Raw genomic sequence first — 20,573 nt, 5'->3', positions numbered from 1 at the left:
CGCCTGGAGGCCACCTTCAGCTGGCCGTCGGCCGTCCTGGATCGCGACCAGATGGCTGCGCTCGCGGCGCTGTGGGTGGACACGTTGAACGCCATCGCGGCCAGTCCGGCGGTCAGCGGACCGACCCCGTCGGATTTCCCGATGATCGCCGTCGCCCAGCCCGATATCGATGGCCTGGGCGGGAACGATATCGTCGACCTGCTGCCACTGTCGCCCCTGCAGACCGGCATCTACTTCCATTCGACCTACGCCGATACCGATCCCTATGTGGTGCAGCAGATCGTCGAGTTGACCGGTCCCGTCGACCCGGATCGGCTGCGGGTCGCAGCCGATCAACTCCTTCATCGGCACCGCCATCTTGGCTCCGCGTTCCGTGCCGTCGGCGACGGGGATATCGTCGCGGTCATCGGGCCTGCGCCGCAGATGCCGTGGCGGTATGAGGATGTCAGCCAGGTGGACCCCGAGTCGGCCCGGCAGCGGGTCGCCGTGCTCGCCGAAGAGCAGCGGAGCCGACCGTTCGACCTGGCCGATCCACCGCTGATGCGGTATGCGCTGCTGCGGCTCGGCGCCGAGCGGCATGTCCTGATCCAGACCGTGCACCACCTCGTTGCCGACGGCTGGTCGGTACCCATCGTGCTGCGGGAACTGCTGGCCTTACACGATGACGCCGCATCCACTCCATCAGCACTGCCCAGCCCGCCCCGCTACCGCGACTACCTGGAGTGGATCGCCACCGCCCCGGTGGATGCCGCCATCGATGCCTGGCGAGCCGAGCTGGCTGGCGTCGGCGAACCCACGAGGTTGGCAAATGCGTTGCCGCCCAACCAGATCCTCGGTTCTGGATTCGGCAAGGTGAGCAACGACCTACCCGCTGAGGTAGCCGACGGTATCGCCGGATGGGCGCGCGCGCACGGCGTCACACTCAGCGCCGTCATCGGTGCCGCATGGGGAATCGCCGTGGGCCGGTTGACCGGCGAGATGGATGTGGTCTTCGGTTCCACCGTCTCCGGACGCGGGACCGACGTCGCGGGTATCGACGATATGGTCGGTTTGCTGATCAACACCGTCCCAGCCCGAACCCGCTGGGCGCCAACCGAATCCATCGAGGCAGTAGTTCGGCGCTTCGCTGACGCGCAGTCCGCACTATTCGACTACCACCATGTCGCGCTCACCGATATCCAGCAGGGTATCGGGGTGACGGAGCTTTTCGACACCCTCATCGTCATCGAGAACTACCCGGCCGCACAGGATCCCGGCTCCGCCGTCCGGGTCGAATCCATCGATGTCATCGAAGCGCCGCACTATCCCGTGACGTTGATGGTGAAACCGGCTGAGCAGTTCACCATCGCGTTGACGCACGACCGGTCGATTATCGATACGCCGACGGCCGAGCAGATCCTCGGGCTCTACCAGCGGATCCTGGCCACCGTTGCCCAGTCCGCGGAAACACGTTGCAGCGATATCGAACTCCTCACCGAGGACCAGCGCGGTGCGGTGCTGGCAGCGGGTGCCGGTGCACCGGGCTGGACCGGCACCGTCATCGAGCTGTTCGCCGCACAGGTCCGCCGCATTCCGACCACGGTGGCACTGGTGGCCGCCGGCGAACAATTGACGTACGCCGAACTCGATGACCGTGCCGGGCGGTTGGCCGGCGCGCTGGTGGCGGCCGGCGTAGGTCGGGGCGATATCGTCGCGGTGGCCACCGGCCGCACCTCTGATCTGGCGGTCGCCTTGCTGGCAGTGTTACGAACCGGCGCGGCATACCTCCCCATCGACCCGGGGTACCCGCCCGCCCGCATCTCGTTCATGCTCGACGATGCGCGGCCCCGCGCGATCATCACTGACGGCCGGGTGCTGCCACCGCATAAGGTGCCGACGGTACGGATCGATGACAGTGCTGACCCCCGGCCGAACCTTTCCGCCGAACCCGGTGACGCTGCGTCAGTCGTATACACCTCCGGCAGTACCGGACGCCCCAAGGCGACGGTGGGAACCCATGCCGCGCTGGCCAACCGGCTCAAGTGGGCCGCGGATCTGTGGTCGCATGACCAAGCCGATATCCGGATCGCGAAGAGTTCGATGAGCTTCATCGACGGCACCACCGAGCTTCTCGGTGCTCTGGTCGCGGGCGCCACCACGGTGGTCGCCGACGAAGATACGGCCAAGGATGGCGCGGCGCTCGCCGCCTTGACAGCTGAGGTGTCCGCCGCGCAACTGCTGGTTGTCCCCAGCCTGGCAGCCGCGATGGCCGAAGTGGCGCCAGGACAGCTGGGCTCGGTTCGCCGTTGGATCTGCAGCGGCGAAGCATTGGATTCCGCGACAGCCGCCGCACTGCGGCACGTGTCACCCGAGGCCGAGATCGTGAACTCCTATGGTTCGTCGGAAGTCGCCGGTGACGTTCTGACCGGTAACGTGTCCAACGCTGGACCGGTGACACTTGGGCATCCGGTGCCGGGTACGCGCATCTATCTGCTGGGACCCGATCTGGCGCCGGTTGCGCCCGGTGCGATCGGTGAAATCTATGTCGGTGGTGCTCAACTCGCGCTGGGTTACCTCGGCCAAAGCGCCAACACCGCCGCCCGTTTCATTGCTGACCCGTTCGGCGGCTCCGGTGCACGGCTCTACCGGACCGGTGATCGTGCGCGTTGGACTCCGGACTGGGCCGTGGAATTCGTCGGGCGGGCCGATGACCAGGTCAAGATCAACGGGTTCCGGATCGAACTCGGCGAGATCGAGAGCGCACTGGCGGACATGGCCGATATCGCCGAAGCCGTCGTCGCCGTCCGTCACAGTGCGCAGGGGACCGCGCGCCTGGACTCCTATGTCGTCACCCGGCCGGGAGCACAGCTCGACCCCGCCGCACTGCGCGCCGCCCTCGCTGATCGACTGCCTGCGCACCTGGTGCCGGCCACCGTCACCGAGATCTCCGCCATCCCGTTGTCGCCCAACGGTAAACGTGACCGTGGAGCGTTGCCCGATCCCGTTCTCTCGATCTCGCGGGCGGGCGCCCGCACCGACCGGGAGGCGCTGATCTGTCGGACCTTCGAGGCGGTCCTCGGCCTGGACCCGGATACGTCGATCGGTATCGACGACGATTTCTTCGCGCTCGGTGGTGACAGCTTGCTGGCTCTGCGGGTGGTCAACCGGCTCGCCGGCTCCGACGTGGCACTGCAGACCAGGGACCTGTTTGCGTTGCGCACCCCCAAGGTGCTGGAAGACGCGCTTGCCTCACGCATGCCGCAGGCACCGACACAAGAGAGCCCCGAGCCGGCTGCCTGGCACGGGTTGACCGATGACGAACTGGCCCGCGTCATGGCCGACTGTCCGGTCGAGGTGCAGGACGTCTGGCCGCTGTCCCCGTTGCAGGAGGGCGTCTACTTCCAATCCACCTTCACCGATGACGTCAACACCTATCTGGCGCAGAACATCTTCGATTTCGACCGGCATCTCGATGTCGATGCCATGCGCACTGCGTTCGGTGCGCTGCTGAGCCGGCACGACAATCTGCGCGCAGGTTTCACCAGTGCCGACCTGCCCCGTCCGGTGCAATACGTCGGCCGGTTCGTGCCGGCCAAGGTCACGGTGATCGACCTCGCCGACCTATCCGCGGATGCGGCAGCCGCCCGCCTCGCCGAGGTGATGCATGCTGACAGCCAGGAGCAGTTCGACCTGCGGATGCCACCCTTGGTGCGGATGACCATCATCCGACTACCCGATCGTGGTGACCGGCTGCTGCTCACCTGCCACTTCCTGCTGTGGGACGGCTGGTCCCGCGAGCTGGTATTGCGAGAATTGTTTGCGCTGTACAACTCCGGTGGTATCCGGGGCGCACTGCCACCAGCGCGCAGCAGTTACCTCGACTATCTCCGATGGGTGGCGGCCCAAGACCAGGCCGGGTCAACGCGGGCGTGGGCAGAGGCATTGGCCGGACTACCCGAGGCCACCCTGGTGGCCCCGGACGCGGCGGGTCGGGAGCCGATGCTGCCGCAGCGGACCTACGGCGAACTGTCGGCGGAGACCACCGCACGGCTTGTTGCACATACCCGTACCCAGCCGACCACCGCCAACACAGTGCTGACCACTGCGCTGGGTCTGGTACTCGGTTATGAAACCGGGAGCACGGACGTCGTATTCGGTACCACGGTCGCCGGCCGCCCGCCGGAGCTGCCCGGTATCGAAAATGTCATCGGCCAGTTCCTCAACACCGTGCCGGTTCGGGTCGACACATCGCCCGCAGAACCTGTCGCCGATCTGCTGCGGCGGGTTGAGGATTTTCGGCTTGATCTGATGGCGCATGAGTATGTCGGGCTGGGCGATATCACCCGCGGGACCGGCTATCAACCACTTTTCGACACCCTGTACGTCCTGCAGAACTTCCTCGACGATGACACCTTCACCGACTTCGAACGCGAACAGGGCATTGTCGGGGTCGATTTCGTCGATACCACCCACTACCCGCTGACCTGGGTGTTGACGCCGGGAGAGCGGCTGGGCATCAAGCTCGAATACCGGCCGGACGTCATTGACGCCGATACCGCTGCCGCCATGGTGGCGCGGATGTGCCTCGCTGTCGACACGCTGCTGACGGCCCCGGATGCGGCCGTTGGGGATCTCGACCTGGCGCTCGACACCGAGCGGGCGGCCCGATCGATGCGATGGCAGGCGGCTGAGCACCCGATCGGCGAGGACACCATCGCCGATCTCCTCGCCGGTCGCGCGCAGCTCTGCCCCGACGATGTGGCGCTCGTCTTCGGAACGATCCGGCTGACCTACGCCGAACTGGACGGCCGGATCAACCGGTTGGCCCGAGAGTTGTTGATAGCCGGTGCAGGACCCGAGCAGATCATCGCCTTGGCGCTGCCGCGCTCCATCGACATGGTGGTGGCACTGTTCGCGGTGCTGCGCACCGGTGCCGCGTATCTGCCGCTGGAGAGCGATTACCCGCTGGCCCGACTGACCGGAATGCTCGACGATGCGCGGCCGGTGCTTCTGGTATGCCACGGCACCAGCGCGGAGTTGGCCGAGCACCAGCAGCGGCGTGGCGCTGCGGTGCTCACCCTTGACGAGCCTGCCGTCATGGAGTCACTGGCCGGTCAGTCGCCGTCCGGGCTATCTGATGCGGAGCTCGGCGATTTCGCGAAAAGTATTGGACCGCAACGACTTGACCACCCGGCATATGTCATCTTCACGTCGGGCTCCACGGGTCGGCCGAAGGGTGTAGTGACGCCCTATCGAGGTTTGACCAACATGCAGTTGAACCACCGTACTGCGATCTTCGACCCGGCCATCGCCAAGGCCGGTGGCCGGCGGATGCGGGTTGCGCACACCGTCTCGTTCTCCTTCGACATGTCGTGGGAGGAGCTGCTGTGGCTCGTCGAGGGCCATGAGGTGCACATCTGCGATGAAGAATTGCGCAGAGATGCAACGACATTGGTGTCCTACTGCCGCGAGCATCTGGTCGATGTCATCAATGTCACGCCCAGCTATGCACACCACCTGTTCGAACAGGGGCTGCTCAACTCAGGCGGGCATACCCCGACGCTGGTGCTGCTTGGCGGTGAAGCCGTCTCCGACGACGTGTGGCGCCGACTGCGGGAAACCCCGGGCAGCACGGGGTACAACCTGTACGGCCCGACCGAGTACACGATCAACACGCTGGGGGCCGGCACCGAGGACAGCGCCACCCCCACGGTCGGCCAGCCGATCTGGAATACCCGTGCCTACGTGCTGGATTCGTGGCTGCGGCCGGTCGGCGACGGTGTGATCGGTGAGCTGTACATCGCCGGTGCCGGGTTGGCCCGCGGTTATCTGGACCGGCCGGGACTGACCGCCGACCGTTTTGTCGCCGACCCCTTCACCCCCGGTGGCCGGATGTACCGCACCGGCGATCTGGTCGCGCTGCGCAAAGGATTCAGCTCCGATAACTGCGGGATCCTGGACTTCTTCGGGCGCAGCGATGATCAGGTGAAAATCCGCGGATATCGGGTGGAACTGGGTGAAGTCGCCGCGGCACTATCTGACCTCCCTGGAGTGCGGCAGGCCGTGGCTATCGCACGGCCCGGCCGAACGGCTTCGACCAAGCAGCTCGTTGGCTACGTAGTGTCCGGGCGAGATGCCACTGATGCCGATCACGAGGCAGTCGACCCGGCCGCACTCGCCGCCGAATTCCGGGCGGCGCTGGGCCAGACCCTGCCCGACTATATGGTGCCCGCGCTCTACGGTTTCGTCGATGCCATCCCGTTGACCGTCAACGGCAAGCTCGACACCCGCGCGCTACCCGAACCGATCGCACCGGCCGTTGGTCCGTCGCGGGATCCGCGTGACGATCGAGAGCGGTTGTTGCTCAGCATCTTCACTGACGTCCTCGGCCTGCCCCAGGTCGGCGTCGACGACGATTTCTTCACCCTCGGCGGTGACAGCATCTCCTCGATCGCGGTATCGGGGAAAGCCCGTAAAGCCGGCCTGCACATCACGCCGCGTGATGTGTTCCGTCGCCGTACCGTGGCGGCGCTGGCGGCAGCCACCACTACCGATGCCCAACCCGCTGTGCCTGCCGAACCGGACAGCGGCGTCGGGGTGATCGCAGCGACACCGATGCTGGCCGAGACGGCACAGGCTCAGACCCCGCTGGCGAATTTCCATCAGGCGATGGTGCTGGCCACCCCGGCCGGAATCAGCAGCGACCAATTGGAATCGGTACTGCAGTCCGTGCTGGACACCCACGATATGTTGCGTGCCCGGCTCGAGGCCACCGCCGAGGGCTGGACGCTCATCGTCCCGCCGATGGACGCCGCTACCCGCTGCGTGCTGAGCACCCGCACCGTCGCACTCACCTCTGAGAACATCGCCGCGGCGACAGCGTCCGCAGCGGCGGAGCTGACCCCGCACGACGGCGGCATGGTCCGCGCGATCTGGTATGACACCCCCGGTGCCGCCGGTCAACTGCTGCTGGTCATCCACCATCTGGTCATCGATGGAGTTTCCTGGCGCATCCTCACCGACGACCTGGCCCGAGCCTGGACGGGCGCACACCTCGACCAGGTCCCGACATCGTTCAAAACCTGGGCGAACACCATCACCGCGGTAGGTTTCGATACCGAAGGCGAGCACTGGAACCGGGTGCTGTCGACCGTCGATCCCGACCTCGGCACCCGGCCGCTCGATCCGACTCGGGATACGGCGGATACCGTTCAAAGTCAGAGCTTTTCGTTGCCACCGGACGTCAGTTCGGCATTGCTCTCGGCAGTTCCCGCAGCCATCAACGGTGGTGTCAACGATGTGTTGCTGACCGGGCTGTCGCTGGCGTTGGCGCAGTGGCGTGCTGATCGCGGATACCACGACAGCACCGCGATGATGGTGAATCTGGAGGGCCACGGCCGGGAGGCCGATCTGGTGCCTGGCCATCTCGACCTGTCCCGCACCATCGGCTGGTTCACCGCGATCTATCCGGTCCGTGTCGACCCCGGGGTGCTGGCGTGGACGGAGGTGCTGAACTCGGGTGCGGCGTTGGCAACGGCCGTGAAGTCGGTGAAAGAGCAGCTGCGGAGCATCCCGAACCGCGGTCTCGGCTATGGGGTGTTGCGATACCTGGGCGATCCCCAGACGATCAAGGGCGCGGCGCCGCAGATCCTGTTCAACTACCTGGGCCGGTTCTCCGGCGGCAGTGGCCGCGACTGGGAGCCGGTGGCGGATATCGGCGCCCTGCGCGAGGGCGTCGACCCCACCAATCCCGCTGCAGCGCTGGAGATCAACGCCCTGGCGCAAGACGGCCCCGGTGGCACCACCCTGAGGATGACGCTGTCCTGGCCCGGCGGGCTGCTGGGCGCCGATGACATTGATGAGCTCGCGACGCTTTGGGCTGATGCGCTGACAGCGCTGACCCGATGCGACGTCCTGGCCGGGCCCACCCCGTCGGATTTCCCCTTGATCAACCTCACCCAGGCCGACCTGGACGAGTGGCAACAGTCCGCAACCATCGAGGACGTGTTACCGCTGCTGCCACTACAGCAGGGCATGTACTTCCATGCCGCACTCGGCGATAGCTCAGGCGATGTCCATGACACCTATCGGGTGCAGCAGATCGCCGAACTGTCCGGTCCGGTCGACGTTGATGCGCTGCGGACCAGTGTCAGCGAGGTGCTGCGCCGCCATCAGGCGCTGCGCGCCAGTTTCCGTGAACTGCAGGACGGCCGGCTGGCGCAGGTGATCTGGGCCGACGTGCCAGCCGAATTCGAGCTGGTTGTTGGGGACCTGGAAACTGTTGCCCGCCAGCAACTGTCACGACCCTTCGACCTAGCTGTCCCACCGCTGGTCCGCTACGCCCTGGTGTCGTTGAGCGAGACAGAACACCGGCTCATCCAGACGATGCACCATATCGTCGCCGACGGCTGGTCCTATCCGGTGATCTTCGGGGATATCGTCGCCCACTACAACGCAGGTCTCGGAGCGGGCACAGGCCCGGACCCGCTGACCGTGACGCTGCACGACCACATCGAAGCGGTCGGGCATGGCGACGCGGACGCCGCGCGGCAGGCCTGGTCGGCGGCGCTGGCCGGTGTGGACACCACCACACTGTTCCCGGCCGATACCGATCGCTCCGTCGGCGAGCATCGCAGCTCGGTTCGCCGGATGTCCGCCAGTCTCACCGGGGCGTTGACGCAGATCGCCCGTGAGCGGGGAGTCACACTGGGCACCGTCCTGCACGGCGCGTGGGGGCTGCTCCTCGGCAGGCTGCTCGACCGGCAACACGTGGTCTTCGGTTCGACGGTCTCCGGCCGCGGCGGCGAACTGGCCGGCACCGAATCCATTGTCGGTCTGCTGATCAACACCATTCCGGTGCCGATGGCATGGGAACCGCAGACCCCGCTCGCCACCGTGCTGGCCGACCTGCAAGACCAGCAGAGCGCCGTGCTGGACGCACACCACATCGGGTTGGGCGAACTGGCCCGCCTCGCCGGGGTCCGCGCGCTCTTCGACACCATGGTGGTCGTCGAGAACTTCCCGACCATCGCCGCCGAGCTGCCCGATCATCCCAGAGCGCTGTCCTATCAAGGGTTTACCGGCACCGATTCGCCGCACTACCCGGTGTCCTTCGTGGCCTATCTCGACGAACAGCTCACCGTGGAGATCAAATACGACGCCGGTGTGGTGTCCGCCGAACAGGCCGACCGGTTCGCCGAGCGGATCGAACGCATCCTTGCGGCATTTATCGAGCAGCCCGATATCGCGGTCAGCGCCATCGACCTGCGTACCGCCGCCGAACGCAAACTCATCGCGAATACCGAATCCCGGCCCGGTCCTGATCGGACGCTGGTCGACTCCTTCACCGCGACGGCGCGCGCGTTTGCCGATCGTGTCGCAGTCACCTGTGGCCAGGACCGGCTGACCTACGCCGAACTCGACCGGCGGGCTTCCGCCGTGGCGGCCAGCCTCGTCGATCTCGGGGTGCGCCCGGAATCGCGCGTCGCCGTGGCACTTCCGCGCTCGATCGACCTGATCGTCGGTCTGCTCGCCGTGATCAAGGCCGGCGGAACGTATGTGCCGTTGGATATCGATTCGCCGACCGCACGCCTGCAGCACATCGTGACCGACTCGGCACCGGTCTGCGTCCTGCTCGACCGGGCCGATCGGCTCGCCGGAGTCGCCGTCCCGGCAGCCACCACGGCGGTGATCCTCGGCGCCGCGGTCGACCAGGCCCGCGAGCCGGTTGCGGTTGAGCTGTCGGCCGATAGTTCTGCCTACGTCATCTACACCTCGGGTTCGACGGGTCTACCCAAGGGAGTGGCGGTCACCCATCGCAATGTGGCGGCGTTGTTTGCCGGTGCAGCTGAGTCTTTCGACTTCGGTCCCGATGACGTCTGGACAATGTTCCACTCCGCGGCCTTCGATTTCTCGGTGTGGGAGCTGTGGGGTCCGCTGCTACACGGCGGCCGGTTGGTGATCGTCGAGCAGGTGGTGGCCCGCGACCCGGACCGGTTTGCGGAACTGTTGTCCACCGAGCGGGTGACGGTGCTGAACCAGACGCCATCGGCGTTCTACCCGTTGATCGAGGCGGATCGGCGCGGGCACCGTCCGCAGTCACTGCGGTACGTGATCTTCGGCGGCGAGGCATTGGACGCCGGCCGTCTCGCGGGTTGGTATCAGCGTCACCAGGCGGATTCACCCTTGTTGATCAACATGTATGGCATCACCGAGACCTGCGTGCATGTCTCGCAGCGACCGCTGGACTCCGCCGATGGGGGCGCCGGGATCGGCGGTGCCCTGCCGGGGCTGCGGATCCACCTGCTTGACAGCTCGCTGCAGCCGGTTCCGACTGGCGTCGTCGGCGAGATGTACATCGCGGGCGGGCAGATCGCGCGCGGTTACATCGGCAGGCCCGGTCTGACGGCGAGCCGATTCATCGCGAATCCCTTCGATGCCGACGGTGAGCGGCTCTACCGCAGCGGCGATACCGCGATGTGGACCGAGACCGGTGAGCTGGTTTATGTGGGCCGGTCGGACCAGCAGGTCAAGGTGCGCGGATATCGCATCGAGCTGGGCGAGGTGGAATCCGTCATGGCCGCGCTGCCTGGCATCGTCAACGTCGCGGCCGCCGTCAGGCAGGACGACACCGGACGCAGCCGGCTGGTCGGCTATCTGGTGGGGCAGGGCGCGATCGATATCGCCGAGGTCCGAACCCAACTGGGGGACCGGCTGCCGGACTATATGGTGCCGTCGGCATTGGTGGTGCTGGACGCATTGCCGCTGACGGTGAACGGCAAACTCGACCGCGATGCATTACCCGCACCCTCCCCGGCACCGGAAGCAACCCTGACACCCCCAACCGGGCCCGCCGCTGCAGGACAGCAAGGCGGAACCGCGAAGCAACTGGCCGCCCTGTGCACGGAGATCCTGCGCACCGCAGTCGGCGTCGATGACGACTTCTTCACCATGGGTGGGGACAGCATCGTCGCCATCCAGCTGGTCAACCGGGCCCGCCGCCAAGGCATCCGGATCACGCCCCAGCAGGTGTTCGTCTGCCGTACCGCGGCAGCCCTGGCCGACGCCGTCGGCGCCAGCGCCCCGATCCCGGTTGCGACCGACGATCCCGGCCCAGACCACGGCGAGGTCATGCTCACCCCGATCGTCCAACGTCTCGCCGAACTCGGTGGTGCCGTGACGCGGTTCAACCAAAGTGAGCTGCTGCTCTCCCCGGCGGGTGCTACCCGGGACCACCTGGAGGCGGCGATCAACGCCGTCGTGCAGCGCCACGATGCGCTGAACCTGCGACTGCACCGTCCGGCGCCAATGCTCTGGTCGCTGGAAACCGCCAGCGGGCAAACTGTTTCGGTCCACACGGTGGATGCGACGGCCTTCACCGACGACGAGCTGCGGGACGCGATCGGGGCGCAGTCCGATGCCGCTGCAGACCGACTCGATCCCGATGCGGGTGCGCTTGTGGCGGCGGTGTGGTTCGACCGCGGCCCTGATCGTCAGGGTCGGTTACTCCTGGTCATACACCACCTCGCCGTCGACGGGGTGTCGTGGCGGATCCTCATCGACGACCTGAACGAGGCATACCGCCAGGTCCACGGCGGACACCGTCCCGCGCTGATGCCGGTTCCCACCTCGATCCGGTCGTACGCGCGTGCGGTGAACGAACATGCCCAGCAGGCCGCGCGGTTGACGGAGTTTGAGCACTGGACGTCCACCCTCGCACCCGGCGGTGAGCTCGATCCGCAGGCCAACACCGTCGGTCTGACGGTCGCAGCGACGCGTGATCACGAGGTCCGGCTGACCGTTGACGAGACGGTGCCCCTGCTGACGACGGTCCCCGCGCTGGCCAATGCCGATATCACCGAGACACTGGTCGCCGCGTTGCACATGGCCGTCGGGCGTTGGCGCGCAACACAGACCGGAACAGCCGATGTACCACTGGTTCTCGACCTGGAACGGCACGGCCGCGACGGATGGGGTGAGGCATTCGACCTGTCCCGGACGGTGGGTTGGTTCACGGCGATCGCCCCGGTACGCCTGCCCGCCGCAGTTAGCGGCGACCACATCGTCGTCCTCAAGGAGGTCAAGGAACGGCTGCGCTCGGTTCGGGACGGCGGCCTCGGGTTCGGTCAGCTGCGTTACTGCAATCCGCGGACCGCGGCCGCACTCGGCCGACTGCCTGCTCCGCAGCTGCTGTTCAACTACCTGGGCCGGTGGGCCGCCGGCGGCAGCAGCGATTGGGATTGCGCACCCGAAGTCGACGCTCTTCGGGTCGGTCCGGATCCTGACCTCGGTACCCCGTATCTGTTGGAGATCAACGCCATCTGCGATGAGACCGCCGACGGCCCGGTGCTGCGCGCGACGCTGACCTTCGCAGATGGTGAACTCATCGGGGACTCTGTATCCGATCTCGCTGAGCACTGGACGGCGGTGCTCCGCGAATTCGGGCAGCTTGGCCACTCACTCGCTGGCGAGTCTGCGACCAATGCGCTGACCCCGTCGGATCTGTCGCTCGTGGAACTGTCCCAGCCGCAGATCGACCGCATCACGGCGGTACTGCCTGGAGTCGAGGATATTTGGCCGCTGTCGCCACTGCAGGAGGGGGTGTACTTCCAGGCCCGCTACGCCGAGGCCGCGGTGTACATCGTCCAGAACGTGTTCGATTTCGTCGACCCGATCGACACCGCCGCCCTGCGCACAGCGTATTCCGCTGTGCTGAAACGCAATCCGGTATTGAGATCCGCCTTCCTGGCCGATGATCTGCCGCAGCCGGTGGCCGCCATCGTCGCGGGTCCCGTCTGCGAGCCCGAGCTGATCGAACTGGCGGAGCTATCGCAAGAGGACACTGCGCAGCGGATCGCCGAGATCACCGCGGCTGATCGACTGCGCACGTTCGATCTCGATGCGCCGCCGTTGGCGCGGTTGACGATCATCAGGACCGCCGACGGTGACCGGCTGATCTTCAGCTACCACTTCCTCTTGTTGGATGGCTGGTCGCGTGAGCAGCTGCTGCGCGAGCTTTTCGCCGAATATGCCGCGGCCAGAGACGGTTCCGTCGCTGACCTGCCCGAACCGACGGCGCATTTCACCGATTATCTGCGCTGGCTCGCTCAACAGGATCGGGCTGCGTCGGCCGACCAGTGGGCCACCGCCCTGAATGATCTGGTCGCGCCGACCCTGTTGGTACCGGCTGCGGTAGGCACCGAACCCACCTTGGCGCTGCGGCTGGATTTCACCCTGACCGAACAGCAGACCACGCGGCTCACCACGACCGCCCGCGAAGCCGGCGTCACACTCAACGCGCTGATCGGCACCGGGCTGGCGATGGTCCTTGGCTATGAAACCGGCAGCCAGGACGTGGTATTCGGCTCGACCGTCGCGGGCCGCCCGACCGATCTCGACGGTATCGACGCGGTCATCGGGCTGTTCCTCAATACCGTGCCGACGCGAGTCCGACTCGCACCGAATCGCTCGGTCGGTGAGACCATGCGGGCGGTGCAGTCCGACCGGCTCGCGCTGATGGATCACGAGTATCTGGGCTTGGGGGAAATTCAACGCGCGCTGGGCAAGGGCGACGGCAAGGGGGAGGGCGGCACGCTTTCGGGGAGCAGCCCGCTGTTCGACAACCTCTATGTGCTGCAGAACTTCCTCGACGATGACACGTTCACCGATATGGAGACCGAATACGGTATCTCCGGTCATGATTCGATCGATGCCTCCCACTATCCGCTGACCTGGGTGGCATCCCCGGGCCGCAGGCTGTGGGTCAAGTTGGAATACCGACCCGATGTCGTCGACCGCGCCTACGCACAGCGGCTGCTGGATCGGCTGCAGCAGGTGATCCTGGAGATCGCCGATCAGCCGGAGACCCTCGCGGCAATTCCGGTGCTGCTGCCTGCCGAGAACACCGCGTTGATGGCCCAGGCAGAATCAACCAGCCACACGTTGCCCCCGGCCACGGTGATGGACCTGCTGGCCCAGCGCACCGGAGAGTCGGCGGCCCTGACGGCGTTGGTCTGCGGTACCGACAGCATCGACTATCGACAACTGGATATGCGGGTCAACCGCCTCGCCTGGGTGTTGCGCGACCGTGGGATCGGCCCCGAACAAACGGTGGCACTTGCTATCCCGCGCTCGATCGATGCGGTGGTCGCCCTGTTCGCGGTCCTGCGCGCGGGCGCTGCCTACCTCCCGTTGGAGCTGGATTATCCCGACGACCGGTTGGCGGTCATGCTCGCCGATGCCCAGCCAGTCTGCCTGTTGACGACGACAACGGTCGCAACCCGGATCGCTGAGGTGACCCCTTCGTCGTGTCCGGTGATCACCCTCGATACCCCGGACACCTTGGCGGTACTCGGTGAGGCACGGTCGGAGTGGGATGGCTATTCCCCGAACCTGGATGATCCGGCATACGTGATCTACACGTCGGGATCGACAGGCAAGCCCAAGGGTGTCGTCACCCCTCACCGGGGTCTGACCAATATGCATCTCAATCACCGGGAGGCGATTTTCGCCCCGGCGATCGCCAAGGCGGGTGGGCGCCGCTTGCGGATTGCGCACACCGTGTCGTTCTCGTTCGATATGTCGTGGGAAGAACTGCTGTGGCTGATCGAGGGCCACGAGGTCCACATCTGCGACGAGGAGCTGCGCAAGGACGCCACCGCGTCGGCGCGCTATTGCCACCAGCACCGCATCGACGTCATCAACGTGACACCGACGTATGCCGGTCTGCTGTTCGAAGAGGGCCTGCTCGATGCGGATGGGTATCCGCCTGTCCTGGTGTTACTCGGTGGTGAAGCTGTCTCGGCGACGGTGTGGAATCGACTGCGCGACAGCGATACCAGCTACGGCTACAACTTGTACGGTCCCACCGAGTACACCATCAACACTCTCGGTGGCGGCACCGATGACAGTGCGATGCCCACGGTGGGTCAGCCGATCTGGAATACCCGCGCACACATTCTCGACAACTGGCTGCGGCCGGTACCCGATGGCACCGCAGGTGAGCTGTACATCGCGGGGGCCGGTCTGGCCCGGGGCTACCTAGGTCAACCTGCGCTCAGCGCCGGTCGGTTCATCGCCGACCCGTTCGGCGGATGCGGCGGTGCCCGGATGTACCGGACCGGTGATCTGGTGCTCCGCCGACCCGACGGCAACCTCGAATTCCTCGGTCGTACCGACGATCAGGTGAAGATCCGCGGCTACCGGGTCGAGCTCGGCGATATCCAAGCGGCGGCCACAGCTCACCCGTCGATCACGCAGGCGGCGGTGATCGCCCGGCCGGACCCGAACACCTCGGGCTCGCATCGACTGGTCGGCTATCTCGTGCCCGCAGCTGGCGGTGGGGCCGAGGAATTGATCGCCGAGGTGCGGTCCTATCTCAAGGGTGTGCTGCCTGCCTATATGGTGCCGTCAGCCTTCGCAGTGCTCGATGAACTGCCGCTGACCGATAACGGCAAGCTGAACATCAAGGCGCTCCCGGAGGTCGACGCGGCCAGCCGCCGCAGTGCCGGCCGGCCGCCGACGTCGGCGACGGAGGAAGCGCTGTGTGAACTGTTCGCCGACATCCTCGATGGCGGCGATGTGGGTGTGGACGACGACTTCTTCGACCTGGGTGGGCACTCGCTACTGAGTATCCGGTTGATCAACGGGATCCGTGCGCGCTTGGGTGTGGAGATCTCGCTGCGTGATGTGTTCGATGCCCCCACAGTTGGCGGGTTGGCGCGTCGACTGGAATCCCAGCCCGCCGCGGAACTGGTTGCGCGGCCCGAATTGGTGGCGGCTGGCAGACGACCTGAGCGGGTACCGACATCACCCGCCCAGGAACGCCTGTTGATCCTGGACCGGCTCGGCGAAACCGCTGCGGCATACAACTATCCACTGGTGTTCCGGGTTCGAGGGCCGCTGAATCTCGACGCTGTAGGTCACGCGATCGGTGACGTCGTGGACCGCCACGAATCGCTGCGGACAGTGTTCGCCGAAGACCCGGGCATGGAAGGCATCCCGTTCCAGCAGATCCTTGCCGTCGGCACGCGCCCGCCGATGGCGGTGATCTCTTCCGATCCAGCGCAGCTCCCCACCGAGGTGGCCGCCGCGGTGAGGTACCGGTTCGATCTGAGCACGGAGATCCCGCTGCGCTGCACTGTGATTAGAACCGGCGTCGATGACCACACAGTGGTGCTGCTTCTTCATCACATCGCCACCGACGAATGGTCGGACGCACCGTTCTTCGCCGACCTCAACCAGGCCTATCAGATGCGGCTCGCAGGAACAGGAGATGCTCTGCCGGCCTTGACAGTTCAGTACGCCGATTACACGCTGTGGCAGCGGAACCTGCTCGCACACGTCGGCGATCAGCAACTGCAGTTCTGGCGTGCGGAGCTGGCGGGTGCACCCGACGAGATGACCCTGCCGACCGACCGACCGCGACCGACCAGGCCCAGCGGTGCCGGTGGCACCATCGGTATTGACCTACCGTCGGAAACCGTTGCAGCACTGCAGACCCTGGCCGCGCAGCATCAGGTCAGCATGCTGATGGTGCTGCATGCAGTCACCGCGGTGCTCTTGCATCGACTCGGCGCGGGCGACGATATCGTGGTCGGCACGCCGGTCGCAGGGCGCGACGAAGCCGCACTGAACGATGTGATCGGCTTTTTCGTCAACACCGTTGTCCTCCGCACCGACCTATCGGGTAACCCGTCATTTGCCGGACTTTTGACCCGGGTCCGGTCGGCCGATCTTGCGGCATTCGCGCACCAGGAACTCCCGTTCGAGCGACTGGTAGAGGACTTGAACCCGCCACGGGTCGCAGGCCGCAATCCGCTGTTCGGCGTCTTCATCGGCTACCACCTGCGACAAGGTGCACCAGATGGTGAAGGCGAAGCCATGTTCGGACTCCCCACCGAGTGGTCAGAACCACCGGTGACCGCGGCGATGTTCGATCTCGGTTTCACACTGATCGACGATCGCGGCGATGGGCGGGCCGGCATCATGGCCGAATACAGCGCCGACCTGTTCGACGAGTCCACGGTGCGCACGCTCGCGCAACGACTGGTGAGGATGCTAGGCCGAGTGGCCGCCGATGCGTCGGTCGCAATCGGAGCCATCGACGTCCTGGCCACCGGCGAGTATGACACGCTGATCGCGGACCGTAACGGGACAGAACATCACGTTGCCCCAATCACTCTGGCGGCATTGGTTTCTCGGCAGGCCCGTCTGACCCCGGATGCCCCCGCGGTGGTGTACGAGCGGCGCGAGCTGAGCTATGCCGAACTGGATGGCTGGTCCGACCGGCTGGCTGCGGATCTCCGCACGGGCGGGGCCGGCCCGGGCGCGGTCGTCGGGGTGTCCCTACCCCGGTCGATCGAGCTGATCGTGGCCCTGGTCGCGGTCGCAAAATCGGGGGCGGCCTTCTTGCCGCTGGACCCGGATTATCCGCAGGATCGGTTGGCGTACATGATTTCTGATGCTGCGCCGACCACAGTGCTCGACGAGGCGGCCGTGGTGCGATCGGCCCATTCCGCACCGCCGGAGCCGCCTCATCGCGACGTCGATCCCGCGTCATGGGCGTACGTGCTGTACACCTCCGGTTCGACCGGTCGACCCAAGGGCGTGGCGGTACCCCACGCGGGCATCGTGAACCGGATCGCCTGGTTGCAGGACGCCTACCCGTTGGCGGCCGACGACCGGATGCTGGTCAAGACGCCGATCAGCTTCGACACCTCGGTATGGGAGGTGTTCTGGCCGTTGAGCGTCGGGGCGGCACTGGTGATCGCCCGCCCGGGTGGGCACCGCGAGCCCGGTTATCTCGCGGAAACCATTGTCTCGGAACAGGTGACCGCGGTGGACTTCGTCCCATCGATGCTGGAACTCTTCCTCGACGATCCGCGGTCGACGGCGTGCGCATCCCTGACCCGGGTCACCGTCGGCGGCGAAGCTCTGTCATCGGAGGTGGCGGCGCGGTTCGCCGGGGCCTTTGCCCACGTACCTCTGCACAATCTGTACGGTCCCACAGAGGCGTCGGTGGATGTGCTCGGGTGGACCGCGGACGGCGGTCCGGTGGCACTGGGTCTGCCGGGCTGGAATGTGCGGGCCTACGTCCTCGACGGTTATCTCAACCCGGTACCCGCGGGCGCCCCCGGTGAGTTGTATCTGGCCGGCGTGCAATTGGCCGACGGCTATCTACACCGATACGGGCAGACGGCACAAGCATTTATCGCTGATCCGTTCACGGCGGGTGCCCGGATGTACCGCACCGGGGATCTGGTCCGGTGGCGCCAGGATGGGCAGCTGGAATACCTGGGTCGAACCGACGATCAGATCAAGCTGCGCGGTGTGCGGATCGAGCCCGGTGAAATCGAGACAGTTTTGGCCACTCATCCAGCGGTGGCATCGGCACGGGTGGTGGTGCGCGCCGACCGGTTGGTGGCCTACTACGTGCCTGCTGGTCCGGTGCAGCGGTCACTTCGTGAACATGCGGCGGCAGCTCTCCCGATCCACATGGTGCCGTCGGCCTTCGTCGAGGTACCGGTGTTCCCGTTGACCCCCAGTGGGAAGCTGGACCGGAACGCGCTTCCTGAACCGGAGATCACTGCAGGCAACGGTCGCCCTGCGGTCACCAAAACACAGAAACGGCTGTGCGAGTTGTTCTCTGAGGTCCTCGGTGTGGGCGTCACCAGTATTGACGACGATTTCTTCGCCCTCGGCGGGCATTCCCTGCTACTGGTCCGGTTGGCCGCCCTGATCCGGCGCGAGCTCGGCGTCGAGATGCCGGTGGCCAACCTGATCGTGGCACCGACAGTCGGCGAGGTGGCCGATGCGCTCACCACGGATGCGACCGGCCACGGGGCCGGCAGCCTGGCGATCGTCTTGCCGCTGCGGGCGTCCGGGACCGAGCCGCCGCTGTTCTGTCTGCCTCCGGCCAGTGGTCTGAGCTGGCAATTCGCCGGGTTGAAACGCTATCTGCCAGAAACTATTCCGATCTATGGCCTGCAGTCCCCGCTGTTTGTCGGGGCGCCTCTGCCGCAGACCATCGCGGAGTTGGCCGCCGACTACGCTGACACGGTTGCCGCGGTGGCGCCGATAGGTCCGATTCGCTTGCTGGGCTGGTCATTTGGTGGCTCGATGGCACTGTTGGTCGCCCAGAAACTCGCCAACGCCGGACGCAAGGTGGACTTCGTCGGAATGCTCGACGCGCGCACGGATGTGGTCAGACCCGAGGAGCAGGGTGAATTCGACCCCGCCGCGGTCCTGGGTGGGCTGCTGCGCGAAATGGGCTTCCCGGTGGACCCCGATGCCAGGGTCACCGTGGACCAGGCCGTCACGCTGGTGCGCACCAGCGGTGACGCCATCGCCATCCTCGACGACGCCCAGATCGCTCTGGTGATCGAAAACTATGTGGCGGCAGAACGTTTCACCGCGGATGCGGACTACGGCCGCTACGACGGCGACGTCTTCTTTGTCGATGCCACCACGCTGGAGATGGATCTGGCCGGGGTCGCCTCGCACGGCTGGCGCGATCACATCGGCGGGCGGTTGCGGGTGGTGGCGCTGGACTGCCGCCATTCCGAGCTAATGGATCCGGCGATCCTCGACCGACTCGGTCCGTTGATCGCCGACGAACTGACCCGCTAGTCGCGTTCGGCTCGACGGGCCCGTCGTTTCCCCTCGTGCATGGCTGCCACGCGAGCGGCCGGGATGGTGTGACCCTGCGCGATCAGGTCATCCGGCAGGCGCTGCGGTGGCGGCATCATCGCCGCCCACGGGTCGCCACCGGCAAGAGCGGCGATCGCGGTGTGCACGGTGAAGTCACCGGGGGTGACGCGGTCCAGATCGGACCAGGCCAGCGGGAAGGACACCGGTGTGCCCGGCCGCAGCCGTGGGCTATACGGCGCCGCGATCGTCGCACCGCCGGCCCGGGTGGAATCCACGAAAACCTTCCCGGCCCGATCCTCGATGATGAACGCCGTGGTTGCCAGGTCCGGGTTGATCGCCTCGGTGCGAGCGGCGAGCGCGCGGGTAGCCGCCGCTGCGTCTCCAACCGCGTCGGCGTCACCGGGTGAGTGGTCGTCGATCGGCACAAAGATGTGCACGCCCTTGGCGCCGCTGGTTTTCACCGCACCGGCCAACCCACTATCGGTCAGCGCCTGGTGCACGAGGTGTGCGACGGCCACCACGGCGGAGAAGTCATCGTCAGCGGGCGGGTCCAGGTCGAGAACGAGGTGCGTCGGCCGGTGGATGTTCTCGGCCAGGCCGAGCGCCGGGTGGTATTCGATGGCGCGCTGATTGGCCAACCAGAGCAGGGTCCGGCGATCGTCGCACAGTGCGTAGTGCACCTCCCGCTTGGATGCCTCCGCCCAGATCGTCGCGGTACGCACCCAGTCCGGGGTGTATTTCGGCACGTTCTTCTGCATGAACGGTGCCCGCCCGCGCAACGCCCGCAGCACGGTCAGCGGGCGACCGGCGAGACCGGGCAGTATCGCGTCGGCGACCGCGTCCAGGTAGTCCACGAGGTCGCGTTTGGTGGCCCCGGCGTCGTGGCTCAGCGGCTGGTCGAGATTGGTCAAGACGACGCCGTCTCGTTCCTCGCTGGTAGCCAC

General features: G+C 66.3%; 2 protein-coding genes (1 of these 2 running past the window's edge). One reads left to right on the top strand and one right to left on the bottom strand.

Features of this window, described 5'->3' with window-relative positions; translation table 11 throughout:
- Positions 1 to 19,608: the 3' portion of a non-ribosomal peptide synthase/polyketide synthase gene (locus ADBZ9O_RS01375; RefSeq protein WP_526527694.1), read on the top strand. Its footprint begins 3,150 nt before the window's first position; only the last 19,608 of its 22,758 coding nucleotides appear in the window; its start codon lies beyond the left edge, outside the window; it ends in the stop codon at positions 19,606 to 19,608.
- Here the strand turns inward: ADBZ9O_RS01375 and ADBZ9O_RS01370 are convergent.
- Positions 19,605 to 20,573, bottom strand: coding sequence for a DNA polymerase domain-containing protein (locus ADBZ9O_RS01370; RefSeq protein WP_526527693.1), 969 nt, complete (start codon positions 20,571 to 20,573; stop codon positions 19,605 to 19,607). The two genes, ADBZ9O_RS01375 and ADBZ9O_RS01370, sit on opposite strands and share 4 nt — an antisense overlap.

It is taken from the genome of Mycobacterium sp., from assembly GCF_965229105.1.
Lineage (GTDB): Bacteria > Actinomycetota > Actinomycetes > Mycobacteriales > Mycobacteriaceae > Mycobacterium.
The sequence above is the reverse complement of the archived record's forward strand: the minus strand, read 5'-3'. Positions and strand labels throughout refer to the sequence as shown.